The 23,809-nt window shown below is 67.5% G+C and carries 21 protein-coding genes; 14 read left to right on the top strand and 7 right to left on the bottom strand.

The genetic code is table 11. From position 1 onward, the window contains the following. Nucleotide 1: 1 nt before the first annotated feature. Complete coding sequence (lysE, locus tag N4S67_RS10305) at nucleotides 2–601, bottom strand: L-lysine exporter (protein WP_260992844.1); 600 nt, start codon at nucleotides 599–601, stop codon at nucleotides 2–4. Between the two features lie 71 nt (nucleotides 602–672). Between lysE and N4S67_RS10300 the strand changes: the two genes are divergently transcribed. The 12 genes from N4S67_RS10300 (at nucleotide 673) to N4S67_RS10245 (ending at nucleotide 14,772) form a co-directional block, all read left to right on the top strand. Next, nucleotides 673–1,542: a LysR family transcriptional regulator ArgP gene (locus tag N4S67_RS10300; RefSeq protein ID WP_260992843.1), complete on the top strand. Its 870-nt coding sequence runs from the start codon at nucleotides 673–675 to the stop codon at nucleotides 1,540–1,542. 478 nt (nucleotides 1,543–2,020) lie between these two features. Then, the gene (locus N4S67_RS10295; RefSeq protein ID WP_260993073.1) at nucleotides 2,021–3,253 is read left to right on the top strand and encodes a serine/threonine-protein kinase; all 1,233 of its coding nucleotides are present in this window, start codon (nucleotides 2,021–2,023) and stop codon (nucleotides 3,251–3,253) included. Nucleotides 3,254–3,334: 81 nt separating this feature from the next. Then, nucleotides 3,335–4,573 carry a TetR/AcrR family transcriptional regulator gene (locus N4S67_RS10290; protein ID WP_260992842.1) on the top strand — a complete coding sequence of 413 codons (1,239 nt, stop codon included), beginning with the start codon at nucleotides 3,335–3,337 and terminating at the stop codon, nucleotides 4,571–4,573. A gap of 76 nt (nucleotides 4,574–4,649) precedes the next feature. Further along, a complete protein-coding gene (locus tag N4S67_RS10285; protein ID WP_260992841.1) occupies nucleotides 4,650–5,405 on the top strand; it encodes an SDR family oxidoreductase in 756 nt (251 codons plus the stop codon). A gap of 83 nt (nucleotides 5,406–5,488) precedes the next feature. After that, nucleotides 5,489–8,287: a helix-turn-helix transcriptional regulator gene (locus N4S67_RS10280; RefSeq protein ID WP_260992840.1), complete on the top strand. Its 2,799-nt coding sequence runs from the start codon at nucleotides 5,489–5,491 to the stop codon at nucleotides 8,285–8,287. 360 nt (nucleotides 8,288–8,647) lie between these two features. After that, complete coding sequence (locus tag N4S67_RS10275) at nucleotides 8,648–9,229, top strand: sigma-70 family RNA polymerase sigma factor (RefSeq protein WP_260992839.1); 582 nt, start codon at nucleotides 8,648–8,650, stop codon at nucleotides 9,227–9,229. A 14-nt stretch (nucleotides 9,230–9,243) separates the two neighbouring features. Further along, on the top strand, nucleotides 9,244–9,966 hold the full coding sequence (locus tag N4S67_RS10270) for an SDR family NAD(P)-dependent oxidoreductase (RefSeq protein ID WP_260992838.1): 723 nt from the start codon (nucleotides 9,244–9,246) through the stop codon (nucleotides 9,964–9,966). 24 nt (nucleotides 9,967–9,990) lie between these two features. Continuing rightward, complete coding sequence (locus N4S67_RS10265; RefSeq protein ID WP_260992837.1) at nucleotides 9,991–10,413, top strand: cupin domain-containing protein; 423 nt, start codon at nucleotides 9,991–9,993, stop codon at nucleotides 10,411–10,413. Nucleotides 10,414–10,426: 13 nt separating this feature from the next. Continuing rightward, entirely contained in the window at nucleotides 10,427–11,296 is an 870-nt protein-coding gene (locus tag N4S67_RS10260) for a hypothetical protein (RefSeq protein ID WP_260992836.1), read from the top strand. A 72-nt stretch (nucleotides 11,297–11,368) separates the two neighbouring features. Next, entirely contained in the window at nucleotides 11,369–12,439 is a 1,071-nt protein-coding gene (locus N4S67_RS10255; RefSeq protein ID WP_260992835.1) for an NAD-dependent epimerase/dehydratase family protein, read from the top strand. After that, nucleotides 12,440–13,627 (top strand): flavin-containing monooxygenase, encoded by a 1,188-nt coding sequence (locus N4S67_RS10250; RefSeq protein ID WP_260992834.1) that lies wholly within the window; start codon nucleotides 12,440–12,442, stop codon nucleotides 13,625–13,627. It begins immediately after the preceding gene. A 32-nt stretch (nucleotides 13,628–13,659) separates the two neighbouring features. Further along, entirely contained in the window at nucleotides 13,660–14,772 is a 1,113-nt protein-coding gene (locus tag N4S67_RS10245) for a spore photoproduct lyase family protein (RefSeq protein WP_260992833.1), read from the top strand. A gap of 29 nt (nucleotides 14,773–14,801) precedes the next feature. Here N4S67_RS10245 and N4S67_RS10240 read toward each other — a convergent pair whose 3' ends face one another. After that, nucleotides 14,802–15,470, bottom strand: coding sequence for a TVP38/TMEM64 family protein (locus tag N4S67_RS10240; RefSeq protein WP_260992832.1), 669 nt, complete (start codon nucleotides 15,468–15,470; stop codon nucleotides 14,802–14,804). Between the two features lie 69 nt (nucleotides 15,471–15,539). Here N4S67_RS10240 and N4S67_RS10235 point away from each other — a divergent pair, with 69 nt between their 5' ends. Continuing rightward, the gene (locus tag N4S67_RS10235) at nucleotides 15,540–16,160 is read left to right on the top strand and encodes a DUF3159 domain-containing protein (RefSeq protein ID WP_260992831.1); all 621 of its coding nucleotides are present in this window, start codon (nucleotides 15,540–15,542) and stop codon (nucleotides 16,158–16,160) included. Between the two features lie 4 nt (nucleotides 16,161–16,164). Here the strand turns inward: N4S67_RS10235 and N4S67_RS10230 are convergent, their stop codons facing one another. Next, nucleotides 16,165–17,601: a WS/DGAT/MGAT family O-acyltransferase gene (locus N4S67_RS10230; protein ID WP_260992830.1), complete on the bottom strand. Its 1,437-nt coding sequence runs from the start codon at nucleotides 17,599–17,601 to the stop codon at nucleotides 16,165–16,167. 15 nt (nucleotides 17,602–17,616) lie between these two features. Next, nucleotides 17,617–18,510, bottom strand: coding sequence for a short-chain dehydrogenase/reductase (locus tag N4S67_RS10225; RefSeq protein WP_260992829.1), 894 nt, complete (start codon nucleotides 18,508–18,510; stop codon nucleotides 17,617–17,619). 171 nt (nucleotides 18,511–18,681) lie between these two features. Between N4S67_RS10225 and N4S67_RS10220 the strand changes: the two genes are divergently transcribed. Then, nucleotides 18,682–20,013, top strand: coding sequence for an APC family permease (locus N4S67_RS10220; protein WP_260992828.1), 1,332 nt, complete (start codon nucleotides 18,682–18,684; stop codon nucleotides 20,011–20,013). A gap of 18 nt (nucleotides 20,014–20,031) precedes the next feature. On the opposite strand, the gene N4S67_RS10215 is transcribed toward N4S67_RS10220, so the two are convergent. Genes N4S67_RS10215 through N4S67_RS10205 form a run of 3 tightly spaced genes read right to left on the bottom strand, consistent with a single transcriptional unit; the run spans nucleotide 20,032 to nucleotide 23,794 of the window. After that, nucleotides 20,032–20,991, bottom strand: a complete 960-nt coding sequence (locus N4S67_RS10215; RefSeq protein WP_260992827.1) for a DNA polymerase domain-containing protein — start codon at nucleotides 20,989–20,991, stop codon at nucleotides 20,032–20,034. After that, on the bottom strand, nucleotides 20,988–22,361 hold the full coding sequence (locus tag N4S67_RS10210; protein ID WP_260992826.1) for a pyridoxal phosphate-dependent decarboxylase family protein: 1,374 nt from the start codon (nucleotides 22,359–22,361) through the stop codon (nucleotides 20,988–20,990). Before N4S67_RS10210 ends, N4S67_RS10215 begins: the two co-directional genes overlap by 4 nt. Nucleotides 22,362–22,381: 20 nt before the next feature. After that, a complete protein-coding gene (locus tag N4S67_RS10205) occupies nucleotides 22,382–23,794 on the bottom strand; it encodes an NCS2 family permease (protein ID WP_260992825.1) in 1,413 nt (470 codons plus the stop codon). Nucleotides 23,795–23,809: the final 15 nt, after the last annotated feature.

Below are 23,809 nucleotides of genomic sequence, written 5' to 3'. Positions count from 1 at the left end.
GTCAGGACAGGACGAGCGACACGCCGAGTCCGATCATCGCGACCGCAATCAGCCCGTCGAGGACGCGCCACGTCACCGGGGTGGCGAACCACCCCGCGAGGCGGCGCGCGCCAAGGCCGAGGCTGACGAACCAGACCGCGCTGGCTGTCACCGCACCGACGCCGAACAACCAGCGGTCGTCGCGGTGCTCGTTGGCCAGGGCCCCGAGCAGCACGACGGTGTCGAGGTAGACGTGCGGGTTCAGCCACGTCATGGCGAGGCACGTGATGAGCACCTCCAGCAAGCGGGCGGGTTTGTCCTCCGACGGGGTGAGCGCCGAGGGCCGCCAGGCCCGCCGTGCGGCAAGTAACCCGTACCCGACAAGAAAGGCGGCGCCGCCGAAGGTGGCGACGGTGAGCGCATCGGGGTGCGCGGAGATCAGCGCGCCGACCCCCGCGATGCCCGCCCCGATCAGCACGATGTCGGAGACCGTGCACACGGCGACCACGGCCAGCACGTGTTCGCCGCGGATGCCCTGGCGCAGCACGAACGCGTTCTGGGCGCCGATCGCGGCGATCAGGGCGAGCGAGGCGAGGAAGCCGAGCAGAAGGGGCGAGCTCATGGACTCGAAGGTAAATCCGTGAGTTGCTTCAGTACAGCTAATGATTCTGTGTGTGCATTAGAGTAGCTAATGTGACTATCGACGGTCAGCAGTTGGCGGCGTTCGCCGCGGTGGTCGAGCAGGGCTCTTTCGATGCCGCCGCCGCACAACTGCACGTGACACCGTCGGCGGTCAGCCAGCGCATCAAGGCTCTCGAACGGCGGGTGGGTCAAGTGCTCGTGATCCGCGAGAAGCCCTGCGCCGCAACTGGTGCCGGGGTACCGCTGTTGCGCCTGGCCGCGCAGATGGCGTTACTGGAAGCCGAGGCGCTGTCCGAGATGAGCGGTGGTGACGGTATTTCACCGCGAATTGCGTTGGCGGTCAACGCCGATTCGATGGCAACGTGGTTCACCGGCGTGTTCCCGAGGCTCGACGGAGTGCTTTTCGATATCCGTATCGAGGATCAGGACCATTCCGCGCGGTTGTTGCGCGAAGGTGTCGTGATGGGCGCAGTGACGACCGAACGCGCACCGGTGACGGGTTGTCGGGTGCAGTCGTTGGGTGTGATGCGCTATGTACCAGTGGCGAGCCGCGACTACGTCGACCGGTATCTGCCGGACGGGTTCACCGCACGGGCGGCGGGTGGCGCGCCGTCGCTGGCGTGGAACCGCGACGACGCATTACAAGACATGCTGCTTCGCAAAGCTTTTCGTCGCGACATCAGCCGGTCGGTGCATCTGGTCCCCACGGCCGAGGGTTTCGGTGCTGCGGTCAGTGCCGGCTTGGGGTGGGGCATGTTTCCGGAGGGCCTGGCAGGTCCGCAACTGGACGACGGGTCGTTCGTCAGGATCTGCGACGTGCACCTCGACGTGCCGCTGTTCTGGCAGTGCTGGAAATTGGACAGTCCGATCGTCGGTGCCGTCACCGAGGCGGTCATGTCGGCAGCGTCCGCTCTGCGCTGAGTTGCGCCTCGTCGAACGAGGTTGACGGTGCCGCCGCCGACGACCGCGGCGTAGAGTCCGCCGCGGGGCAGCACACCGAAGCCGGGAACCGCGACACGGTTGTGCTGCAACAGATAACGCACCGCGTTCGGGGAGCGCGCCGAGTTTCCGGGCAAGAGTGTCGGAACCGCGCTGCGCGGTGTCGGCATTGTCGCGCGCAGTACGACGGCTCCGATGCGGACCCGATTCCCGAGTGCGCCGAGATCTCCGACATCACTCGGTCGATCAGCCCTCGGGCCTGAGCTGCGAAACAGTCGCGAGCGCAATGTGACTCGTGTGGCCGATGAGGATGGGTGCGTTGTTAACGTCCGCGCGTTTCAATGCGACAGTCCCTGTGGGGTCACGTGCCGTAGGTTGGCACCGGTATTGGCGTGATCCACTCGAGTTTAGCTTTGCTGACCTAGGTTTATGCCGCATCGAAGAGGGTTAAGAGATGGCCATGTCCGGCCGCGAGACGCTGTTGGGACGCTACGAGCTCCGTGGGGTTCTGGGCTGTGGCGGAATGGCCGAGGTCCGCGACGGCTGGGACACTCGGCTCAACCGTGCGGTCGCCGTCAAGCTGCTCCATCCGGCGCTCAACGTCCAATCCGACATTCGCCGCCGATTCGAGGACGAAGCGCGCTCCGCCGCGGCGCTGAGCCATCCCAACATCGTCAGCGTGTATGACTGCGGTGACGACGACGGCAGACCGTTCATCGTCATGGAGCGCCTTCCGGGCGACACTCTCCACGACCACATCGCCCAAGGATCACTTCCGCCGCATCGCGTACGCGCGATCCTGAGCGACGTGCTGGCCGCGCTGGCCACGGCGCACGGGGCCGGTGTGCTGCACCGCGACATCAAACCAAGCAACATCCTGGTCTCGGCCGACGGCACCACGATGAAGGTCGCCGACTTCGGTATCGCAAAGACGGCAGGAGTGGCTCACACCTTGACCGGGCAGATCGTCGGAACGATGGCGTACATGAGTCCGGAGCGAATTGCCGGCGCGCCCGCATCCGTTGCTGACGACCTTTATGCCGTCGGTGTGATCGGCTATGAAGCGCTGACCGGCAGCAGGGCTTTCCCGCAGGACAATCCGGCGACGCTGGCCCGGGCCATCATGGATGCGCCGCCGCTTCCGGTGAGCGCCGTGCGCCCGGACGTCGATCCCACCCTCGCAGGCGTGATCGACCGGGCGATGGCGCGAGATCCGCAGCACCGTTTCGCGACCGCCGACCAGATGCGCGCCGCGCTCGGCGGGGATCGCGCTGCGCTGTTCTCCGGAGCGGCGTCGACCGCAGCGGCGCGCCCGGCCACAAGAGTCCTCGACGAGCCGCTGCCCGTCGGGGCGCCCGGCACTTTCGTCGCACCCAACGCCGACTACTTCGTCCCTGGTGGTCGCAAACGAAAACTCACCCGCAACCAGAAGTTCCTCGCAGCGGCGGGCGTCTTGGTCGCGCTGACGGTCGGCGTTCTTGCTTTGGCAACCGATCCGTCATCGACCACGCAGGTAACCGAGCCGGTGAGCACGAGCACGCCGGTATCCACCCCGCCCAGTGTTGCGCCACCGCCTCCTTCGGTGACCCCGGTGGTCGAGCCGCCCGACGAGCCGGGGGAAGACGCTGAAGCGGGCGACGGCAATGGCAAGAGAGGAAACGGCAATGGCAACGGCAACAAGAAGCGTGACTAGCCCGTAGTGCGCCCGCAGATCGTCAACATTCCGTCAGGCGCGCAAACCAACAGCGCGACACACCGACGCTAGGGTTGCCACATGTCGACCAGCGCGGGCGTTCGCGCCGAGGCCCGCAGGAGACCAAAAGACCGCAAGCAGCAGATCTCGCGGGCGTCGGCCGAGGCGTTCAGCGAACTCGGCTATCACGCGGTGAGCATGGAGGACATTGCCTCGCGGGTCGGGGTGACGGCCGCCTCCCTGTACCGGCACTACGCCGGAAAGTACGAATTGTTCCGGGCCGCGGTACTCGGTCTGGGGGAACAGCTGGTCGCCTGTACCGACTTCGTCGACGAGGCTCCGACATCCTCACCGGAGTTGTGGGACCGAATCATCGACGAGCTCATCGAGACGACGCTGCGCAATCGGTCGAGTGGTGGGCTGTATCGGTGGGAGGGCCGCTATCTCCAACCCGAGGACCAGGCACTTCTCAACGCGCAGATCAAGTTGGTGAACCGTCGATTGCAGCGTCCGCTCGAGGAAATCCAGCCCGGCATCGACAGCCGAGAGCGGTGGACGAAGTCGTCGGCCGTGCTCAGCGTGATCGGGAGCATCACCGACCACCGCGCGAAGTTGCCGACCACCGAGCTCCGAACGTTGCTGGCCAGAATGGCCCGCGACATCCGGGACTGCGAACTTCCGCCGAAGATCGTCGAGACGACGCAGCTCCGCAACGTGCCCAGCAGCGCCGCAGGCGACTACGAGCAGATCCTGTACAGCGCGATGATCCTGTTCAACGAGCGCGGCTACCGCGAGACGGGGATGGACGACATCGCCTCGGCGACAGGGCTGCCGCTGTCGAGCATCTACCGGTTCTTCAGCGGAAAGAGCGCGATCCTCGCGACGGTGTACCGGCGGGCCGCCGACCGGGTCTCCGGAGACCTGGCTCTCATCCTGTCCACCACCGCAGACCCGCGGGACGCCGTCGCTCGGCTGATCGACGCGTATATCTGGCGATCGTTCGTCGAACCCGAACTGGCGTACGTCTACTACGCCGAACGGGTCAATGTGCCGACCGAGGATCGCTTGGCGCTGAACAACATTCAGCGGGCCACCGTCGAGGCTTGGGTTGCCCAGGTCGTCGGTGCCCGCCCGGGTACACCTGCCGCGCATGCGCGTTTCGCCGTGCACGCGGCCTTTGCGCTCGTCGTCGATCTGGGCCGACTTGTGCACTACCGCAATACCGAGTCGTCGCGGCTGATCGTCGGCCACCTCCTGAGAGTCATTCTGCTCGGCGAAGACAAGCCGCAACCGAAGCGACGGCGCGCCGCCGCGAAATAGAACCGCTCCGCGGGATGAGTCGGTAGCCGTCGATCCGTTCTGGCCCTCAGGAAGTTCCAATCAGAAGGGATCAGAAATGAGAATCGTCGTCATCGGCGGAACCGGTCGCATCGGATCGAGATTGGTACACGGCCTGAACGAACACGGTCACGACGCCGTCGCCGCAGCCCCGTCGACCGGTGTCAACACGCTGACCGGTGAAGGCCTGTCCGACGTGCTGACGGGCGCGCAGGTGGTCGTCGACGTCTCGAACTCTCCGACGCTCGACGGCGCCGCCAAGGAGTTCTTCGACACCGCCACCAAGAACCTGCTCGAGGCGGAATCGTTGGCGGGCGTCGGGCACCATGTCGCGCTGTCCGTGGTCGGTACCGACCAGCTCGCCAAGGGGAGCGAGTACTTCGAGGCAAAGCTGGCGCAGGAGAAGCTCATCAGCGAGGGCCCCGTTCCCTTCTCGATCGTTCGCGCGACGCAGTTCTTCGAGTTCCTCATGGTCATCGCGGACTCCTCGACCGTCGATGACGTCGTCCACCTGCCGCCGGCGTACATCCAGCCGATGGCGTCGGGCGACGTCGCCGAGGCCGTCGCGATCGCGGCGGTCAACGCTCCGAGCAACGGCATCACCGAGGTGGGCGGACCGCAGCGGTTCACCATGGCCGACCTCATCGGCACCGCGCTGACCGCGCGCGGCGACTCCCGCAAGGTCATCGTCGATTCCGACGCCACCTATTGGGGGATCCACATCGACGAACGCACGCTTGTCCCCGGCGAGGATGCGACGCTGTTCGATACCCGGTTCGAAGACTGGATTCTCGAGGCCGCTGCGAAGACGTAGCGTGGCCGGCCGCACCTGCTGTCGACCGATACGGGGCACCATCCTTCGCGGTAAGGTCTACGCAAACAGACGCGGTGGAGCCAATGTCGAGCGAGGGTCGGGCCAACAATCTTCGCGGTCGCGACAGCGAATGCGAGGCTTTGCGGAATCTGCTGGACACCGCCCGATCCGGCAGCTGCCAGGTGCTGGTGCTTCGCGGTGAAGCCGGTGTCGGCAAGACAGCGCTGCTCGACTACCTCTCCAAGCTTGCAGCAGGGTTTCGCTGCGTCCACGTGGCCGGAGTGGAATCCGACATGGAGCTCGCTTTCGCCGGTCTGCAGCAACTCTGTGCGCCGCTGCTCGACCGTCTCGGCGAGCTGCCGGAACCGCAGCGCGACGCGCTGAACGTCGCATTCGGACGTGCGGCGGGACCGACTCCGGACCGCTTCCTGGTCGGATTGGCGGTTTTGAGCCTGATGGCCGCGGCCGCCCACGGCGAGCCCCTGTTGTGCATCGTCGATGACGCTCAATGGCTTGACAAGGTGTCGGTGCAAACTCTCGCGTTCGTCGCGCGACGCCTGCTGGCCGACCCGATCGCCCTCGTCTTCGCGGCCCGCGACACCGGAGCCGAAGCGCTTGCCGGGCTGCCGGAACTGCGCATCGAAGGGCTGTCCGACTTCGCCGCGCGCGAGCTCTTGGAATCGGTCATGGTCGGCGGCATCGATCCCGTTGTGCGCGACCGCATCGTCGCCGAGACGCGCGGTGTACCGCTGGCGCTGCTGCAGGTGCCGCGCAGCATCTCGGCCACGGAACTCGCAGGCGGCTTCTGGATTTCGGGCAAGCGCTCGTCGACGGCGGCGATCGAACAGGATTTCGTTCGCCGCATCCATTCTCTGCCCGAACCGACGCAGCGGCTGTTGCTTGTCGCTGCGGCCGAACCCCTCGGCGATCCCGCGTTGTTTCTCGCAGCCGCAGCGCATCTTGGCATCCCGGCCGGCGACCTCGCGCCGGCGGAATCTGCGGGCCTCATCGATTTCGGTCCCCGTCTGCGCTTCTCCCACCCGCTGATTCGTTCGGCGGCGTATCGGGCCGCAGACCTCGACGACCGCCGAAGGATCCACCGGGCGCTGGCCGAGGCCACCGATCCCCGAGCCGATCCCGACCGTCGGGCCTGGCATGCCGCCAACGCCGCGGCCGGGCCCGACGAATCGGTGGCGGCAGAGCTGGAAGCGTCGGCAGACCGCGCGCAGAGTCGGGGTGGCCTCGCGGCGGCCGCCGCCTTCCTCGAACGCGCCACTGCGTTGACCGCCGACCCGGCCCGACGCGCAGACAGGGCGATCGCCGCCGCGCTGGCCAAGCGCGACGCTGCCGACCCAGAGGCGGCCCAGCAGCTGTTGGCAATTGCCGAGCTCGGGCAGCTGTCAGACCTGCACCGAGGTCAGATCGCCCGGCTTCGCGCTCAGATGGAGTTCGTCCGTAGTCGTGCCGGCGAACCCGGCGCACCCCGTATCGGTGATACCGCGCCAGCACTGCTCGACGCCGCTAAGCAGCTGGACCCGCGCGACGAATACAGCGCCAGGGAGAGTTACTTGGAAGCTATCGCGGCGCACTTGTACGCGGGCCGACTCGGCGACGCCGACGCGCTGCAGGCCACGGCCGAGGCCGCACACGCGGCGGTCAGCCGGGATTCCGAACTCCCGCGGTCCGTCGACCACCTGCTGAAGGGGTTCGCCGAACGGCTCACCGGTGGCGTGACGACGGGCGCCGCCCCGCTTCGCGTCGCGCTGCTGCGCATGTGCGAGCAGGTGCAGTCAAACGACAAGCTGGCTCGGCGCTGGGTGGTGGTGCCGGCCTTCCCGATACTGCAGGAGTCGGCCGCGCACGAGCTGTGGGAGGACACGCTGTTGCACCAATTGTCCACCGCCGCGGTGCGGCATGCGCGGGATGCAGGTGCGCTCGCGGGGCTTCCGCGAGCACTCGTGTATCGAGCGGGTGTTCACCTGCTGGCCGGCGAGTTCGTCTCCGCGGCAACGCTTATCGACGAAGCAGGCACGATCACGGCGTCGACCGAGAACCACACGCCCGTCCGCTACCATTCGGTTCTGCTGGATGCCTGGCGGGGTAACGGACCGGACGCTATCCGAGCGATCGAGGCGGCTGCTGCGGACGGAAAAGCAAGGGGCGAAGGCCGATTGCTCGGATTGACCGGATACGCATCTGCCGTGCTCTACAACGGATTGGGGCGGTACGACGAGGCGCTGACCGCCGCGCGGGAAGCCTGCAGTTACCCGGATCTCGGGTTTTACGGGTGGTGTCTCTACGAGCTCGCAGAAGCCGCCGCGCGCACCGACGACCGGGAAGCCGGTGCACACGCCGTGCGTCAACTCGAGGAGCGGGCGGGTGCGAGCGGAACCGACTGGGGTCTGGGCGCCCTCGCGGGCGCACACGCGCTGCTCGCTGACGACGATCACGCCGACGCACTGTTCACCGAAGCCATCGATCGGCTACAGCGCACCACTGTCAAGGTGCACCTTGCGCGCACCCGCCTCACCTACGGCGAATGGCTGCGGCGGGCCAATAGGCGCGTCGACGCGCGCAGACATCTCGGCGAGGCACATGAGATGTTCACCGGTATGGGTGCACAGGGTTTCGCCGAGCGGGCTCGACGCGAGTTGACGGCCACCGGCGAAAAGGTCCGCAAACCGTCGGTCAGCTCCGGGGCGGAGCTGACGGCTCAAGAGGCCCAGATCGCGCGGCTGGCCGGCGACGGATTGACGAACCAGGAGATCGGCGCGCAACTGTTCATCAGCACACACACCGTCGAATGGCACCTGCGCAAGGTCTTCGTCAAGCTCGGCATCACATCGCGCAGACAGCTGCGCACCGTCGCCTGGGCGAGTTAGCGCGTCACTCGACGAGCTTGCCGTGCGCGGTTACCTCCCGCATCCGAGTCGAAATGTCCTCGGGGTTAATCGTCTCGTGCTCGATACGTCCCGGTCCCGACCACACCAGGTTGACATTGAGGCGCTCGTCGAGACGCGAGTGATCCGAACGATTATGGCAGCCGGCGCCTACCGGATGGGGCGCGTTCGGCGCGGCCCGTCCGACCTGTCAAGGGGATAACCGGCCAACCCACTACGAACCACGAACCACGGACTACGGGTTTCCAAGGGTTCGCTTTGCCTCTGCGGCCGCGAGAGTGAGTTGCGTCAGCCGCCTACCGGCTCTCACCAGCACAATGCAGCAGCAATCGGAGGTTCGACATGAAGGTCCATCCGGATCAGGAGCTCGCCGCCGGCTTCGCCCGGGACGCTGAGCCGCTGTTCGACGTTCTCTCCCGCGGCGCCCGTCGACTGACTCACAACGACGCCGACGCCGACGACCTTCTGCAGGACACTCTGTTGCACGCCTACGCGGGATTTCGCTCGTTTCAGCAGGGCAGCAACCTCAAGGCGTGGCTGTTCCGCATTCTCTACAACCGATGGGTGAGCACCTACCGCGCAAAGCAGTCGCGACCGGCAGAGGTGTCCGCTGACGACCTCATCGACCGCGATGTGGCCGGCAGCGCCCTGCGGCACGCCGCGGGATCGCGCTCGGCAGAGGCGGAGGTTCTGGATGCGTTGCCCGACAACGACATCAAGTCCGCGCTCGCAGCGCTGCCGAAAGGCTTCCGCGAAGCGGTGTACTACGCCGACGTCGAGGGTTACACGTACGCCGAAACGGCCGCCATCCTCGGCGTTCCCCAGGGCACCGTGATGTCGCGGGCGTCACGCGGCAGGCAACGGCTGCGTGTCGCCCTGGCGCACCTGGCCCCCACCACCTCCGACGAACCACTCATCGCCTGAGAAAGGAAACAGCAATGGAACTGGCATACAAGAACGCCCTGATCACCGGCGGTACGGCCGGCATCGGCCTGGCGTGCGCGCATCTGATGGCTCAGGAAGGCGCCTCAGTCGTCATCACCGGCCGCGACGCCGAGCGAGGCAAGGCGGCGGCCGCGGGCATCGACGGCAGCGTGCGCTTCGTCCAAGCCGACCTGGCCGACATCGAATCGGTGAAATCGCTTGTGGAGCACGCAGGTGTGATCGACATCCTGGTCAACAACGCCGCCAGTTTCCCCGCATCGCTGACCGTCGACCAGGAGTTGCACGCGTTCGAGCGGACGTTCGACACCAACGTGCGTGGCGCGTACTTCCTGGCGGCGGGCCTGGCTCCCGGAATGCTCGAGCGGGGACACGGCAGCATCGTCAACGTCACCACGATGGTCGCGGCGAAGGGTGTGCCCGGAGCGGGGGCATACAGCGCCTCCAAGGCAGCCCTCGAATCGCTCACCCGCACCTGGGCCGCCGAATTCGGCGCCCGCGGTGTCCGGGTCAACAGCGTCGCTCCCGGTCCTACGAAAACCGAAGGGGTCGAGGCGGAATGGGGCGACACCAACGAAGAACTCGGCCGCTCCCTACCTTTGGGACGCACCGCGCGACCCGACGAGATTGCGCAAGCGGTGCTCTTCCTGGCCTCACCGCGTTCCAGCTTCATCACCGGATCGGTGCTGCACGCAGACGGCGGCGGCACCGCAATCTAAGCACCACAACAAGGAGGAATCTCAATGTCGAAGGACTACGACGCTTCGTGGGAAAGCGCGCTCACAGTCGTGCAGGAGGTGCAGCCGCCGGCGATACCTGAAGGCGCACACGCGATGACGGTGGTGATCGACTATCCGCCGGGCAGTGCAGGCGCGCCGCCGCACAAGCATCCGGGCGGTCCCGCGTTCGGCTACATGCTCGAGGGCGAGATGCTGTTCGAACTTGAAGGCGAACCGCCGCGGGTGATCCGCGCGGGTGAGGCGTTCTGGGAGCCCGGCGGCGATGTCATCCACTACTCGGATGGCAACAACCGCGACGACATGCGGTGCCGCTTCACGGTCACGATGCTCTGCGTTCCTGGTCAGCCGATGCTGACCATTGTCGACGAGCCAGAACTCGCCGCCCGCAGGCATCTTCGCGTCCCCGCTGAACCCAGCACGCGCTGACAGGCGGAGTCCGATGTCGAAGATCCTTCTGCAGACCACGATTGCGGCCAATCCCGACGACTGGGACGTGACCCGCTTCTCGCTGCTGGCCGACGAACTGCGGGCCGCGGGCCACGACGTGGTGGCGCGAAACCGCTGCGGCAGCGGTGGTGACGATCCGGTGCTGAGTCACGTCGACGAACTCGGTTACGACCAGCTGTGGCTGATGGCCGTCGACACCGGTGACGGCCTGACCGCCGCCGACGCGGACGCCATTCTGCGGTTCCGTGCCGAAGGCGGCGGCGTGCTGACTGCCCGCGACCATCAGGACCTCGGCTGCTGTCTGAACCGACTCGGATCCCTTGGTGTCGTCAACGAATTCCACGACACGGCGGTGGACGCGGCGACGATGTGCGATGACCAGGACACCCCGACGATCTCGTGGCCGAACTACCATTCCGGGGCCAACGGCGACTACCAGCCGGTCCTCGTCGACGGTGCCCCGCACGAACTCCTGCGCACGGGCCGATCCGAGACCGGGCGGGTCGAATGGTTCCCCGCGCATCCGCACGAGGGCCTCGTATCGGCCGTCGGCATCCCGTTCGCGACCGTGCTGGCGCGGGGCCGAAGCACCGCGACCGGTCGGCACTTCAACCTCGCCGTTGTGCTCGACGGCGAGTTGGCACCCGACGGGCTGGCGATGGGCCGCGCGGTAGCCGAGTCGACGTTCCATCATTTCGCCGACTACAACTGGGATCTCGACAAGGGCGTGCCGTCGTTCGTGACAGAACCGCCCGGCACCCAGATCAAAGCCGACCCCGTGCGGCTGGGGATCTTCAAGGACTACGTCCGCAACGTTGCGAACTGGCTGCACCCGGCGGCGAAGCTGTCGGTGGCCGTGTGACCCGGGGGTCCCTTGTCTAATGGTCGAACTGACGCACGTTTGAGAGCGCCCGATCAGGAAACCCGCACCACCATGCGGATCGTGATCACCGGAGCGTCGGGCAACGTCGGAACCGCGCTGCTGCGCAGGCTCGCGGGAGCGGACCATGAGCTGGTCGGGGTGGTGCGCCGGCCGCCCAAACCGGTCGGCGTGTACGAGAACGTGCGTTGGCACGGCCTCGACATCGCCAGCCCCCACGCGGCGCCCGACCTGCGCCAGGTGTTCGACGGGGCCGACGCCGTCGTCCATCTCGCGTGGGGATTCCAACCCACCCGCAACATCGACTACTTGTCACGCACCGGGATCGGAGGCACCAGCGCTGTCCTCGAGGCCGCCCACGCCGCGGGCGTCGGCCAGATGGTGCACATGTCGTCGGTCGGCACGTATGCGGCCGGGCGCTACGGCGAACGCGTCGACGAGTCCTGGTCCACGTACGGGATCTCGACCTCGCCCTACAGCCGGCACAAGTCGGCCGCCGAGTCGCTGCTCGACGAGTACGAAAGCGAAAACGGCGACGGAGGTGTGGTCATCACGCGGATGCGTCCGGGCTTCATCGTCCAGCGTTTGGCCGCCAGCGGGCTGATGCGCTACGCGCTACCGGGCTTCGTGCCGATGCTCGCCGTGCCATTACTGCCCCTGCTTCCGTTGGACCGCCAGCTGTGCATCCCGCTGATACATGCCGACGACGTCGCCGACGCCTTCGCGCGCGCCGTCGAGCGCCGAGCCGCCGGACCGTTCAACCTGGCCGCCGAACCACCACTGCGCCGCGACGACGTCGCGAAAGTGCTCGGCGCGAAATCGATACATGTGCCGTCAGGAGTGCTGGGCACGCTTGTCGACGTCAGTTGGCGGGCCCGGCTGCAACCCATCGACCGGGGCTGGATCGACATGGCGTTCAGCGTTCCGCTGCTGGACTGCGCGCGCGCCGAGGCCGAACTCGACTGGCATCCGCAGTGGTCGTCGATTGCCGCGCTGGAGGACGTCATCCGCGGCGTCGCGCAGGAAGCTCATGCCGAGAGTCCGCCGCTACGCCGTCGCTCCCTGCTCGAGCAACTGCACCGCGACCTCACCGAAGGCCAGCTGACGACGAGGCGCCTGCCGTAAATGGCCCAACGGGCAGACGGGCACGAGCGCGTCGTCATCGTCGGCGCCGGCCCGTGCGGTCTGGCAATAGCGCGCCAGCTCCGACACTTTCATGGCATCGACGCGCTGGTGGTCGACCGGGCCACCGCGCCCGTGTCGGCGTGGCGCGCCCGCTACGAGGGGTTCCGGCTCAACACCTGCGGCCTCTGGTCGCACCTGCCGGGCCAGCGCATTCCGCTGCGCCACGGGCGCTGGCCCAAGCGCGACGACATGGTCGACTACTTCGACGACTACGTCCGAAGACAGCGGCTGCGGCTCGCACTCGGCGTCACCGTCACCCGGATCGACCGTGAGCAGCAGTCCTGGCGGCTGAGCTCCGACGGCAAGCCGATCCTTGCCGATGCGGTGGTGGTCGCGACGGGCAACTATCACACCCCGGCCCTGCCGACATGGCCCGGAGTCGACACCTTCACCGGCACCGTCCTGCACAGCGTGCATTACCGCAACGCATGGCCGTTCTCGGGCCGCGACGTCCTCGTCGTCGGGGCGGGCAACTCGGCTGCCGACATCGCCCTGCAACTGAGCGATCGTGTGGCCCGCCGCGTCCGCATGGCCGTCCGGACGCCGCCACATCTGGTGCCGCGGGCCGTCGCCGGGATCCCCGTCGACGCGTTCAGCGGCGCCTTCAGCCGTCTGCCGCTGCCGGTGCTCGACCGGGCTGCGGCGGTGATGCGCAGGGTCTGGTTCGGCGACCTGCGACCCGTAGGTCTGCCCGCGCCGCAGCGCGGCATCTACACCTCGTTGCTCGACGACGAGCAGATTCCGACCCTCGGCGACGAACTGGTGCCGCTCGTGAAGTCGGGTCGGATCGAAATCGTGGCAGCCGTGCAGTCATTCGACCGCGACCGGGTGGTGCTGGCCGACGGCACCGCGGTCACCCCGGACGTGGTGATCGCCGCGACGGGCTACCAGCGCGGCCTCGAACCGTTGGTCGGCCACCACGATGTGCTCGACCCCGCGGGACGGCCGAAGGCCAACGGCCTGCCGAGTGCGGCGCCCGGCCTCTGGTTCGCCGGCTACGACGAGCCGCTGATCGGCCCGCTGAAGTCGTTCCGGGTGCAGGCCTCGCCGATCGCCTCCGACATCGCATGCCACCTCACTCAGTACAGCAGTGACCAACCTCATTGCACCACAACAAGATCAAACTGAATTATCAGGAACCTCTCATCGTTGAACCGGATATGACGTTGACGGTCGAAGACGACGCCTCCGCCCACCGCACCCCGGCCACGCTCGCCGACAGACTGCTCGACATCAAGCGCATCTACCATGAGCCCGACATCACGCGGTTCCCTCGCGCTGTCGAGGTGCTGGAGCGATTCCCTGACGCAGAGCGCATCGAAGTGCTCTCCCACCAGGCCATCCCCGGCCTCTACGGCAACGAGGGCAACGTCGAGGACTGGGTCCGCATCAAACGCGAGACGCTGGTGCTCGGCGAGAAGAAAAGCCTGTCGGCGCGCCGCAACGAGCGTTCCAGCGACTGGATAGCGCCGTCGACGGCGAACGGGTGCGCGATGGCGTGCTCCTACTGCTACGTCCCGCGCCGCAAGGGCTACGCCAACCCGATCACGGTGTTCGCCAACATCGACAAGATCACGGGCTATCTCGAGCGGCATGCGGCGCGCCAAGGTGTCAAGCCGGAGCCCAACCAGTGCGATCCGATCGACTGGGTGTACGACATCGGCGAGAACAGCGACTGCTCGGTTGACGCGATGGTCTCGGCCAATGTGCGCGACCTCGTCGACCTTTTCGCGCGAATTCCCAACGCCAAGGCCAGCTTTGCGACCAAGTTAGTCAACCGCGACCTGCTGTCCTACGACCCGAGGGGTGGCACGAGGGTTCGGTTCAGCCTGATGCCCGCCGACACCTCGCGGCTCGTCGACGTCCGCACCTCCAAGATCGCCGAACGGATCGCTGCACTCGACGATTTCGTCGAGGCCGGCTACGAGGTACACCTCAACTTCAGTCCGGTCATCGTGCACGAGGACTGGCTGGCCGATTGGGCAGAGCTGCTCGAGCAGATCGCCGACGGCACCAATGAACGCACCCGGCAGCAGCTCGCCGCGGAGATCATCTTCCTGACCCACAACGAAGGCCTGCACGACGTCAACCTCGGCTGGCATCCCAAGGGGGAGGACCTGCTGTGGCGACCGGACCTCCAGCAGCTCAAACGCAGCCAAAGCGGCCAGTGGAACGTGCGCTACAAGAGCCCGTGGAAGGGCCGCTGGGTTGAGCAGCTGACCGACCTGATCGGCGACAAACTGCCGACCTGCCGGGTCCGGTACGCGTTCTGAGCTAGCTCACCGCCCGCCCCCGGAGCGCCTCAATCGCCGCCGTCGCGGGATGCTCGCCGCATGTTGATCAGCCGTCGGGCGGCGAAAGCGCCGATGATCGCGGTCACACACCACACGGCGATCGCCACGTAGGCCAGGGGCGAGGACAGGTCGTCCAGCGATGAGCCCAGCGCCGTGTACACGAAACCCCTCGGCGCGGATCCGATGAACGATCCTACGGCCATCTGCCACAGCGGGACCCCGAAGGCGCCGAGGGCGTAGGACGCCAGCGCGTCGGACAGCCCCGGCACGAAACGCGCACCCACCACCGCCCACAAGCCCCGCTTTTCGATCAGCGCGTCGATGCGGTCGGCCCGCTGGGGCCCGAGTAATTCGCGCGCGCTCTGCCGTCCGGCCCGTCTGCCGATGAGGGTGGCGATGACGGCCGTGCCCACCGCCGAGCCCAGCGTCACGACCATGCCGAGCACCGGGCCGAACAGCAGGCCACTGCCCGCCGCGAGGATGGGGCCCGGCACGAACACCGCGCCGAGGGTCGCCGACATCGCGACGTAGGCCAGTGGTGCGGCAGGGCCGGTCGCTGCCACCGTGCCGCGCACGCCGTCGACGTTAATGACCCGGGCGATGGCGACGAGATAGAACATCGTGAGCAGAACCGCGGCGAACAGCGCCAGCCGCACGATGTGACGCCGTCGGGACATCTTGCTTTTCGCTCCTCGCCTGCGGGTGGCACCGATCCTGCCCGTCCCGCACCTCGTATCCTCGGTCGGGTGACCGAGACGCCGTTCGATGCGCTGCTGGTTCGCGCGGGTGGGGTCCGCGGCCTGGTCTCGTCCGCGCTTCCGGTCGCGGTCTTCGGTGTCGTGTCGGCGCTGTCGGACCTCACCCCGGCGATCATCGCCGCGGTCGGCGCCGGTTCGGTCGTGCTGATCTGGCAGTTGGCGCGGCGGGAGTCCGTGCGCCCAGCGGTGCTGGGCTTTATCGGCGTGGTCGTGTGCGCGGCGTTCGCGTTCGTCACCGGCCAGGCCAAGGACTTCTATCTCCCCGGCATCTGGATGTACCTGGCCCTCGCCGTCGTGTTCACTACGTCGGTGCTCGTCCGTCGCCCGATCATCGGCGTGCTGTGGGCATGGGTCACGGGCCGCGACGACACCTGGCGCCGAACCCCGCGTGTGCGTAGGGCATTCGACGCGGTGACCGCGGTGATGGCGGTCGTGTCGTGGTCTCGGTTCCTCGTGCAGTACTACCTGTACGACACGAACCAGGCGGGTCTGCTCGCGGTCGCGCGCATTGCGATGGGTTGGCCCATCTTCGTCGTCACCACGACGTTGATCTACCTGACGATCCGCATGGCGATCCGCGCCCTACCGCGGCCGTCGGCGAGCCACTGACGTCTCAAACGCGGCGCCTGACCCTGCGCGCCGTGTCCTCGAGGTAGGCGAGCGCCATCTCGAGACCGTCGAGGAGCGTCATCACATCGGGCATCTGTTCACGGTCGGCGACGATTCCGACGTCGAGGTGGCCGTCGTAACTCATCACGGTGATGTTCAGTCCCAGGCCGTCGGTGATCACCGAAACCGGATAGTGCGCGACCAGTCGCGACCCGCCGCAGTACAGCGGTATCTGCGGACCGGGAACGTTGGACACCACCACATTCCACGTCGGCCGACCCACCCGTGACGTCGCGAGCGCGAACGTCGCCCTGGCCGCGCGACTGAACAGGGCGGGCGGGATGAAGTGGTTGACGTCGATCAGCAGGTCGGCGGGCAGCGCACGGTGGCGGTCCTTTATCTCCCGCATGCTCGTCGCGGTCGCGCGCAGGCGCGCGGCGGGATCGGCGATGTTGGTGTAAAGCGGCGCCGCGAGCATCTGTACCCGGTTACCAAAGGTCCCCGCATGCTCGTCCGTGCGCACCGACACCGGAATCTGTGCCACCAGAGGCTGATCGGGCAACTCCTCATGGTCGATTAGCCACCGGCGCACGGCGCCCGCGCAGATAGACACGACGACGTCGTTGACGGTGACGCCGTGCGCGTTCTTGACGGCCTTGACGCGCTCCAGATCGAGGCGCCCGAACGCGAACCGACGATTCGGGGTGAGCCGGCCGTTGAACGACGTCTTGGGGGCGGCCATCGGCGTGCGCGTCCGGCGTCCCGCCAACCGCCCCGCCCGGCTCACTCCCGGCAGCGCCGAGAAGACCGTCTCATCGAGGTTGGGCAGTGCGCGCGGCACCGCTCGCAGGACGCGGGCCGGATAGCGCGGAACACCGAGAAGTGCACGGCCCCAACGCTGTACCGCGCTCGACGAGGTTCCCTTCGGAGGCCACTCCGGTGGCGGGATGTCGCGGCCCTGCGGACTGACGTCGAGGAGGAGGCCGGTGATCTCGGCTCCCGACACCCCGTCGATGACGGCGTGGTGGATCTTGGTGTAGACCGCGACGCGGCCGCTCTTCAACCCGCTGATCACATACATCTCCCACAGCGGACGCGCCCGGTCCATCGCATGGCTGTGCAGACGGGAAACCAAGGCGGCCAGCTGGGTGTCGCTTCCCGGCGAAGGAAGGGCCGCCTCGCGCACATGGTAGGTGAGGTCGAAGTTGTCGTCGGTGACCCAGTACGGGTAGTCGAGTCCGAATGGCACGTCCGACAGTCGCCATCGAAGCGGTGGCAGAAGGTGCATCCGCTTGCGCAGCAGCGCCATCATCGTCGCGCAGGTCATCGTGGCATCGGGCGCGGTGCTTGGGTCGTAGACCGCCAAAGCACCGACGTGCCCGGTGCGGCGTCCATCTTCGATAGCCAGGAATTGAGTGTCCAGACTGCTCAGTTGACGCATGCGCCGACCTCCCCGTTACGACCGTGACCGCACAGCCGCTTCCGCCATGTCGATCGCCTTCGCGACTGAGCGGTTGTGCAGAAGAACGTCGTCCATCACCGCCGTGGTGATGCTGCGCATCGCGAGCAGCGGGCCGACCCATGCCGGGGCGGTGACCCGCGCCGCGCGCCGTTGGACACCGGCCAGCACCGCCGCCGCAGCGTCTTCGACGGTCATCGGCTTGGTGAAAACACCCGGCACCGCTTGGCGTATCGCGGCGGCGTGGTCGTCGGCGAAGACCGCGTCGGCGAGGTCGGTGTCGATGAATCCCAGGTATGCGATGCCGGCCGTCACGCCGTGCGGTGCCAGTTCGACCCGCAGCGTCCTGGCCAGTTGCTCGACCCCGGCCTTGCTGACCGCATAGGAGGCGGCGAGCACGCCGTTGAAGAAGGCGTAGATCGAGCCGACGAGCATGACGTGTCCACGCCGCTCGATCACACTCGGCAACGCGGCCCGCACGGTCCGCCACTGCCCGAGAAGGTCCACCTCGACGGTGCGCTCGAAGTCGTCCGGATCGATCGTGGCGACCGTTTCCGACGGCGGCGCGATACCGGCGTTGGCGACAACCACGTCGATACCGCCGAACGTGGCCACGGCTTCATCGGCGGCGCGACGCAGTGCGTCAACGTCGGTCACGTCGGCCTGGAACGCGGCGGTTCCGGTGCCCAGCTCGTTGGCCAGCTCCCGAAGCGGCGCTAGCCGCCGCCCCACCAACGCGACCCGTGCACCACGGGCGTGCGCCTGCCGCGCGATCTCGGCGCCAAGACCGCGAGCGGCTCCGGTGATGAACAGCACGCGACCGTCGAGCTCGATTGACGGCGACGCTCCCAGCGCATCGCCGATCAGCGGGATCGCTCTGCTTGCGCGCACCGTGGCACGGCCCAGCAATCGAACAGCGTCACCAATCATCTCGACCTCGCGCAGGGGCAGTGTGTTCTGCTGGCTACCCGGGTACTTCTGTGGTCAATCACCGGTCGGAGGTTTCCCGCGCCCGCGCTACGGCTATCTTTTTGCCACCGCAACAGGAAGCCGGAGGTGCTCGTGGCGGTCGAGAAGCAAGTCGAGACGCAACCCGACGGCGAGGTTGCAACGAAGCTCAAGCGCGACATCACCGGCCCGCTGCTGTACCTGTTCATCCTCGGCGACGTGCTGGGTGCGGGCATCTATGCGCTGATGGGGGAGCTGTCCGGGGAGGTCGGCGGGGCACTGTGGGCGCCGCTGCTGATAGCACTGCTGCTGGCGCTGCTGACCGCCGGTTCGTACGCCGAGCTGGTGACGAAGTATCCCCGAGCCGGTGGGGCGGCGGTGTTCGCCGAACGCGCGTTCCGACAGCCGCTGGTGTCGTTTCTCGTCGGCTTCAGCATGCTGGCCGCGGGCGTCACCAGTGCCGCGGGCCTGGCGCTGGCGTTCTCCGGCGATTACCTCGCGACGTTCATCGACGTGCCGGTCGCGCTTGCGGCGATCGTGTTCCTGGCGTTGATCGCCTGCCTGAACGCCCGCGGCATCAAGGAGTCACTCAACAGCAACGTCGTGATGACGGCGATCGAACTCACCGGCCTGATCATCGTCGTCGTGGTCGTCGCCCTCATGGTCGGCGGCGGAGACGGCGACCTGTCTCGGGTCGGCCAGTTCCCGCCCGACACCAGCCCCGCTCTCGCGATCCTGGGCGGCGCCATCCTCGCGTACTACTCCTTCGTCGGCTTCGAGACGTCGGCGAATGTCGTCGAGGAGATTCGCAACCCGAGTCGGGTGTATCCGCGCGCCCTGTTCGGCGCGTTGGCGACCGCGGGGGCGGTCTACGTCCTGGTCGGGCTGGCCAGTTCGATCGCGTTGCGGCCGGAGGACCTCGCGGAGTCGTCCGGACCGCTGCTCTCGGTCGTCCAAGCGTCCGGGGTGGGGGTCCCGGACTGGGTGTTCAGCGCGATCGCACTCATCGCGGTCGCCAACGGCGCGCTGCTCACCATGATCATGTCGAGCAGGCTGACCTTCGGCATGGCCGAGCAGGGCCTGCTGCCCGCCGTTCTGGGTCGGGTCCTGCCGAACCGGCGCACGCCGTGGGTCGCCATCATTGCCACCACCGCGGTGGCAATGGCGCTCACCGCCGTCGGCGATCTGTCGACGCTGGCCGAAACAGTGGTCCTGCTCTTGCTTTTCGTGTTCCTGTCCACCAACGTCTCGGTGCTTGTCCTGCGCCGCGACACCGTCGAGCATGCGCACTTCCGCGTCTGGACAGCAGTTCCCGTGTTGGGCGTGGCGTCCTGTGTGCTGCTGCTCAGTCAGCAGAGCGGCACGGTCTGGCTGTTCGCAGGCATTCTGCTGGCCGTCGGCGCCGTGCTCTACGTTCTGGCCCGCTTAGCCGCGCGGCGAACGTAACGGCGCGGACAACGTGGGTCAGCCGTCGCTCTTGCGCCGCGCGCGGGCGCGGCGCTTACCCTCGTGCATCGCGGCCACCCTGGCGACGGGGATCGTGCGCCCGTGCTCGATAAGATCGGCCGGCAGGCGTTGCGGCGCAGGCATAGTCGCGGCCCACGGGTCACGCCCTGCCAGTGCGTCGATCGCCGTGTGCACGGTGAAATCGGCGGGAGTGACCCGGTCCAAATCGGACCAGTCCAGTGGGAACGACACCGGTGTGCCGGGACGCAGGCGAGGACTGTAGGCCGCCACGATCGTCGCGCCGCCGGCGCGCGTGGAATCCACGAACACCTTCCCTCCGCGGTCCCCGACGATGAAAGCCGTTGTCGCCAAGGCAGGGTCGAGCGCCTCGGCTCGCGCGGCCAGTGCCCGGGTAGCCGCGGCGACGTCCTCCACGGGGACGGCGGCATCGATCGGCACGAACACGTGGACACCTTTGGCGCCGCTGGTCTTCACCGCGCCGGCCAGTCCGCTGTCTGCGAGCGCCTGCCGCACCAGCATGGCGACCGCGACGACCGCGCGGAAGTCCCCGCCCTCGGGCGGGTCGAGGTCGAGAATCAAATGGGTGGGCCGATAGATGTCGTCGGCCAGGCCGAGGCTCGGGTGGTATTCGACCGCCCGCTGATTCGCCAGCCAGAGAAGGGTGGGCCGGTCGTCGCACAGCGGATAGTGCACCTCGCGCTTGGACGCCTCGGCCCAGATCGCGACGGTTCTCACCCAGTCGGGCGTGTACTTCGGCGCATTCTTCTGCATGAACGGCGCCTGCCCACGCAGCACACGCAGCACCGTCAGCGGCCGGTTCCGTAACACCGGCAGGATCTGGTCGGCGACGGCGTCGAGGTAATCGACCAAATCGCGCTTGGTCGCGTCGGCTTCGGGACTCAGCGGCTGGTCGAGGTTGGTCAGTTCGACGCCCTCGCGCTGCTCCTTAGCGCTCATTTCGACACCACCTCGGCGATTGCGCCCGCCGAGCGGTCCACGTCCTCATCGGTGGTGGCCCAGTTCGCGATCGAGATCCGCAGCACGTATCGACCATCCCATGTGGTGCCACCCAGCCAACAGGTGCCGTCGCGCTGAATGGCCTCCACCGCAGCGCGATTGACCTCGTCCCCACCCGGAAGACGCAGAAGGACCTGGTTCAAGACGACATCGTTGAGCACCTGTGCGCCGTGAATGCTGCTGAGATGGTGCGCCATTCGCCGCGCCTGCGCACAGTTGCGCTCCACGAGTTCGGCCACACCCGCTCGACCCAGCGACCTCAGCGCTGCGTAGATCGGCACCGCCCTGGCCCGCCGCGAACTCTCGGGAACGTAGTTCGTGTTGTCCCGCTGCCCGGGGTCGACGACCAGGTACGGGCCTGCGAGGCTCATTGCGGCTACGTGCGCGGCGGGGTCGGCGACGATCGCCATCGCGCCGTCGTAGGGCACGTTGAGCCACTTGTGCGCGTCGACGGCCCACGAGTCGGCCCGCCCGACACCGTCGGTCAGTGCGCGCAGGCCCGGTGCCGCCGCAGCCCAGAGGCCGAAGGCGCCGTCGACGTGCAGCCATGCGTCGTGCTCTGCGCAGATGTCGGCGATCGGGCCGAATGCATCGAACGCTCCGGTGGCGACGTTGCCCGCCTGCGCACACACGATCGTCGGTCCGTCGCCGCCGACCATCGAGTCGGCCAGTGCGGCGGGGTCCATCCGGCCCTGACCGTCGGCCGCGACACGCACAGCGGTTCCCGAGCCGAGGCCGAGCAGCCGCAAGGCGGTGTGAATGGTGGCGTGGGCCTGCTCGCCGCATAGGATCCGGATGGGCGGCGCGCCGCACAGGCCATCGCGCTCGACATTCCAATCAGACTGCGCCAGAACCGAATTACGCGCCGCCGCCAGGCAGGTCGTATTGGCACCCTGTCCGCCGGTGACGAATCCGACGCTGGCCGTGGCGGGCAGACCCAGTAGGTCGAGGATCCATTCGGAGGTGATCTCCTCGATGGCCGCGCCCGTGGGCGAGAGGGCGTGGAATGCGGCGCACTGATCCCATGCGGACACCAGCCAGTCGGCGGCCAGCGCCGCGGGCAGGGCACCGCCTGTCACGAAACCGAAATGCCGTGGTCCCGCGCTGGCCACCAAACCGGGTTCGGCGCCTTCGGCGAGAGCCGCGATCACCGCAGCCGGATCTTCTCCGTGCCCGGGCAGCGGCCCGCCGAGCAGGTTGCGGACCTCGGCCGCGTCGGCCAGCGCCGCGACCCGACGATCGTCGAGTCCGCTCAAGAACTTCTCGGCGTGACGGTGGGCGACGTCGAGTCCGGCGGAGCGGTTGCGCATATCCGAACCCTAGAAGGACGTCACGAGCCGATCAGCGACTCGATCCAATCGCGCGCGAAATACAGCACGAATCCGGCCGAGACGATCCACAGCAGCGGGCTGACTTCGCGCGCCTTGCCTGCCGCCGACCGCACCACCACCCACGCGATGAAGCCCACCCCGATGCCGTTGGCGATCGAGTACGAGAACGGCATGGTCGCCACGGTGAGAACCACCGGCAGCGCCACGGAGAACTCGGCGATGTCGATGTGGCGCAGATGCGACACCATCATCGCGCCGACGATGACGAGCGCCGCTGCGGCGACCTCGGTCGGCACGATCGACGCCAGCGGGTGGATGAACATCGCGGCGAGGAACAAAGTCCCGGTCACCATGTTCGCCAGGCCGGTGCGCGCACCTTCCTCGATGCCCGCGCCCGATTCGATGAAGACCGTATTCGACGACGCCGATGACGCGCCGCCGACCACCGCGCCCGCGCCCTCCACGACGAGCGCGGAGCGCAGCCGCGGGAAGGTGCCCTGCTCGTCGGCGAGCCCCGCCTCCCGCGCCAGGCCGGTGAATGTGCCCATGGCGTCGAAGAAGTTCGTGAACACCAGCGTGAACAAGAGGATGGTCGCCGCGAGCGCGCCGATGCGACTGAAGCTGCCCGCGCTGAAGTCACCGATGAGGGACAGGTCGGGCAGCGCGAACGGTGAACCCTGAAGTTCGGGCACCGACAGGCTCCAGCCGCCCGGCTTCTCGGTCGCCGAGCCGAGGTGCCAGATCGCCTCGATGGTGACGGCGACCAGGGTGCCGACGATCAGACCGATGAGGATCCCGGCGCGTACCCGCCGCGCGACGAGAACGCCGGTGAGCAGGAGCGTGAATACGAAGACGACGGTCGGCACGGTGCTGATGGAGCCGCTGCCGCCGGTGCCCAGTCCGACGGGCGGGGACGGCAGCCCGGTCGAGCCGATGAAGCCTGCGTCGACAAGCCCGATGAACAGGATGAAGAGCCCGATGCCCGCCGTGATCGCGAGCTTCAACTGCAGTGGCACCGCGTCGAAGATCAGCCGCCGCAACCCTGTCGTCGACAGCAGCACGATGATCAGCCCGTTGATCACCACCAGGCCCATCGCTTCGGACCACGTCAGCGAGCCGACGACGGTCGAGGCGAGAAACGAGTTGATGCCCAGTCCGGCGGCGAATGCGAACGGCAGGCGCGCGATGAGGCCGAACAGGATCGTCATGACGCCCGCGGCCAGCGAGGTCGTCGCCGAGACCTGCGCGAAGTCCAGCCGGTTGCCCTCCACGTCATCGACGCCCGACAAGATGATCGGATTCAGCACGATGATGTAGGCCATCGCGATGAACGTGACGAGCCCGCCGCGCAACTCGGCGGCGACCGAGGACCCGCGTGCCGATATCTCGAAGAAGCGGTCGAGACGGTTCATGCCTCGACCCTAGGG

Origin of the sequence: Mycobacterium deserti, from assembly GCF_025345615.1 — a bacterium.
GTDB lineage: Bacteria > Actinomycetota > Actinomycetes > Mycobacteriales > Mycobacteriaceae > Mycobacterium > Mycobacterium deserti.
Note: the sequence above shows the minus strand (reverse complement) of the source record. Positions and strands in the feature narration are given on the sequence as shown.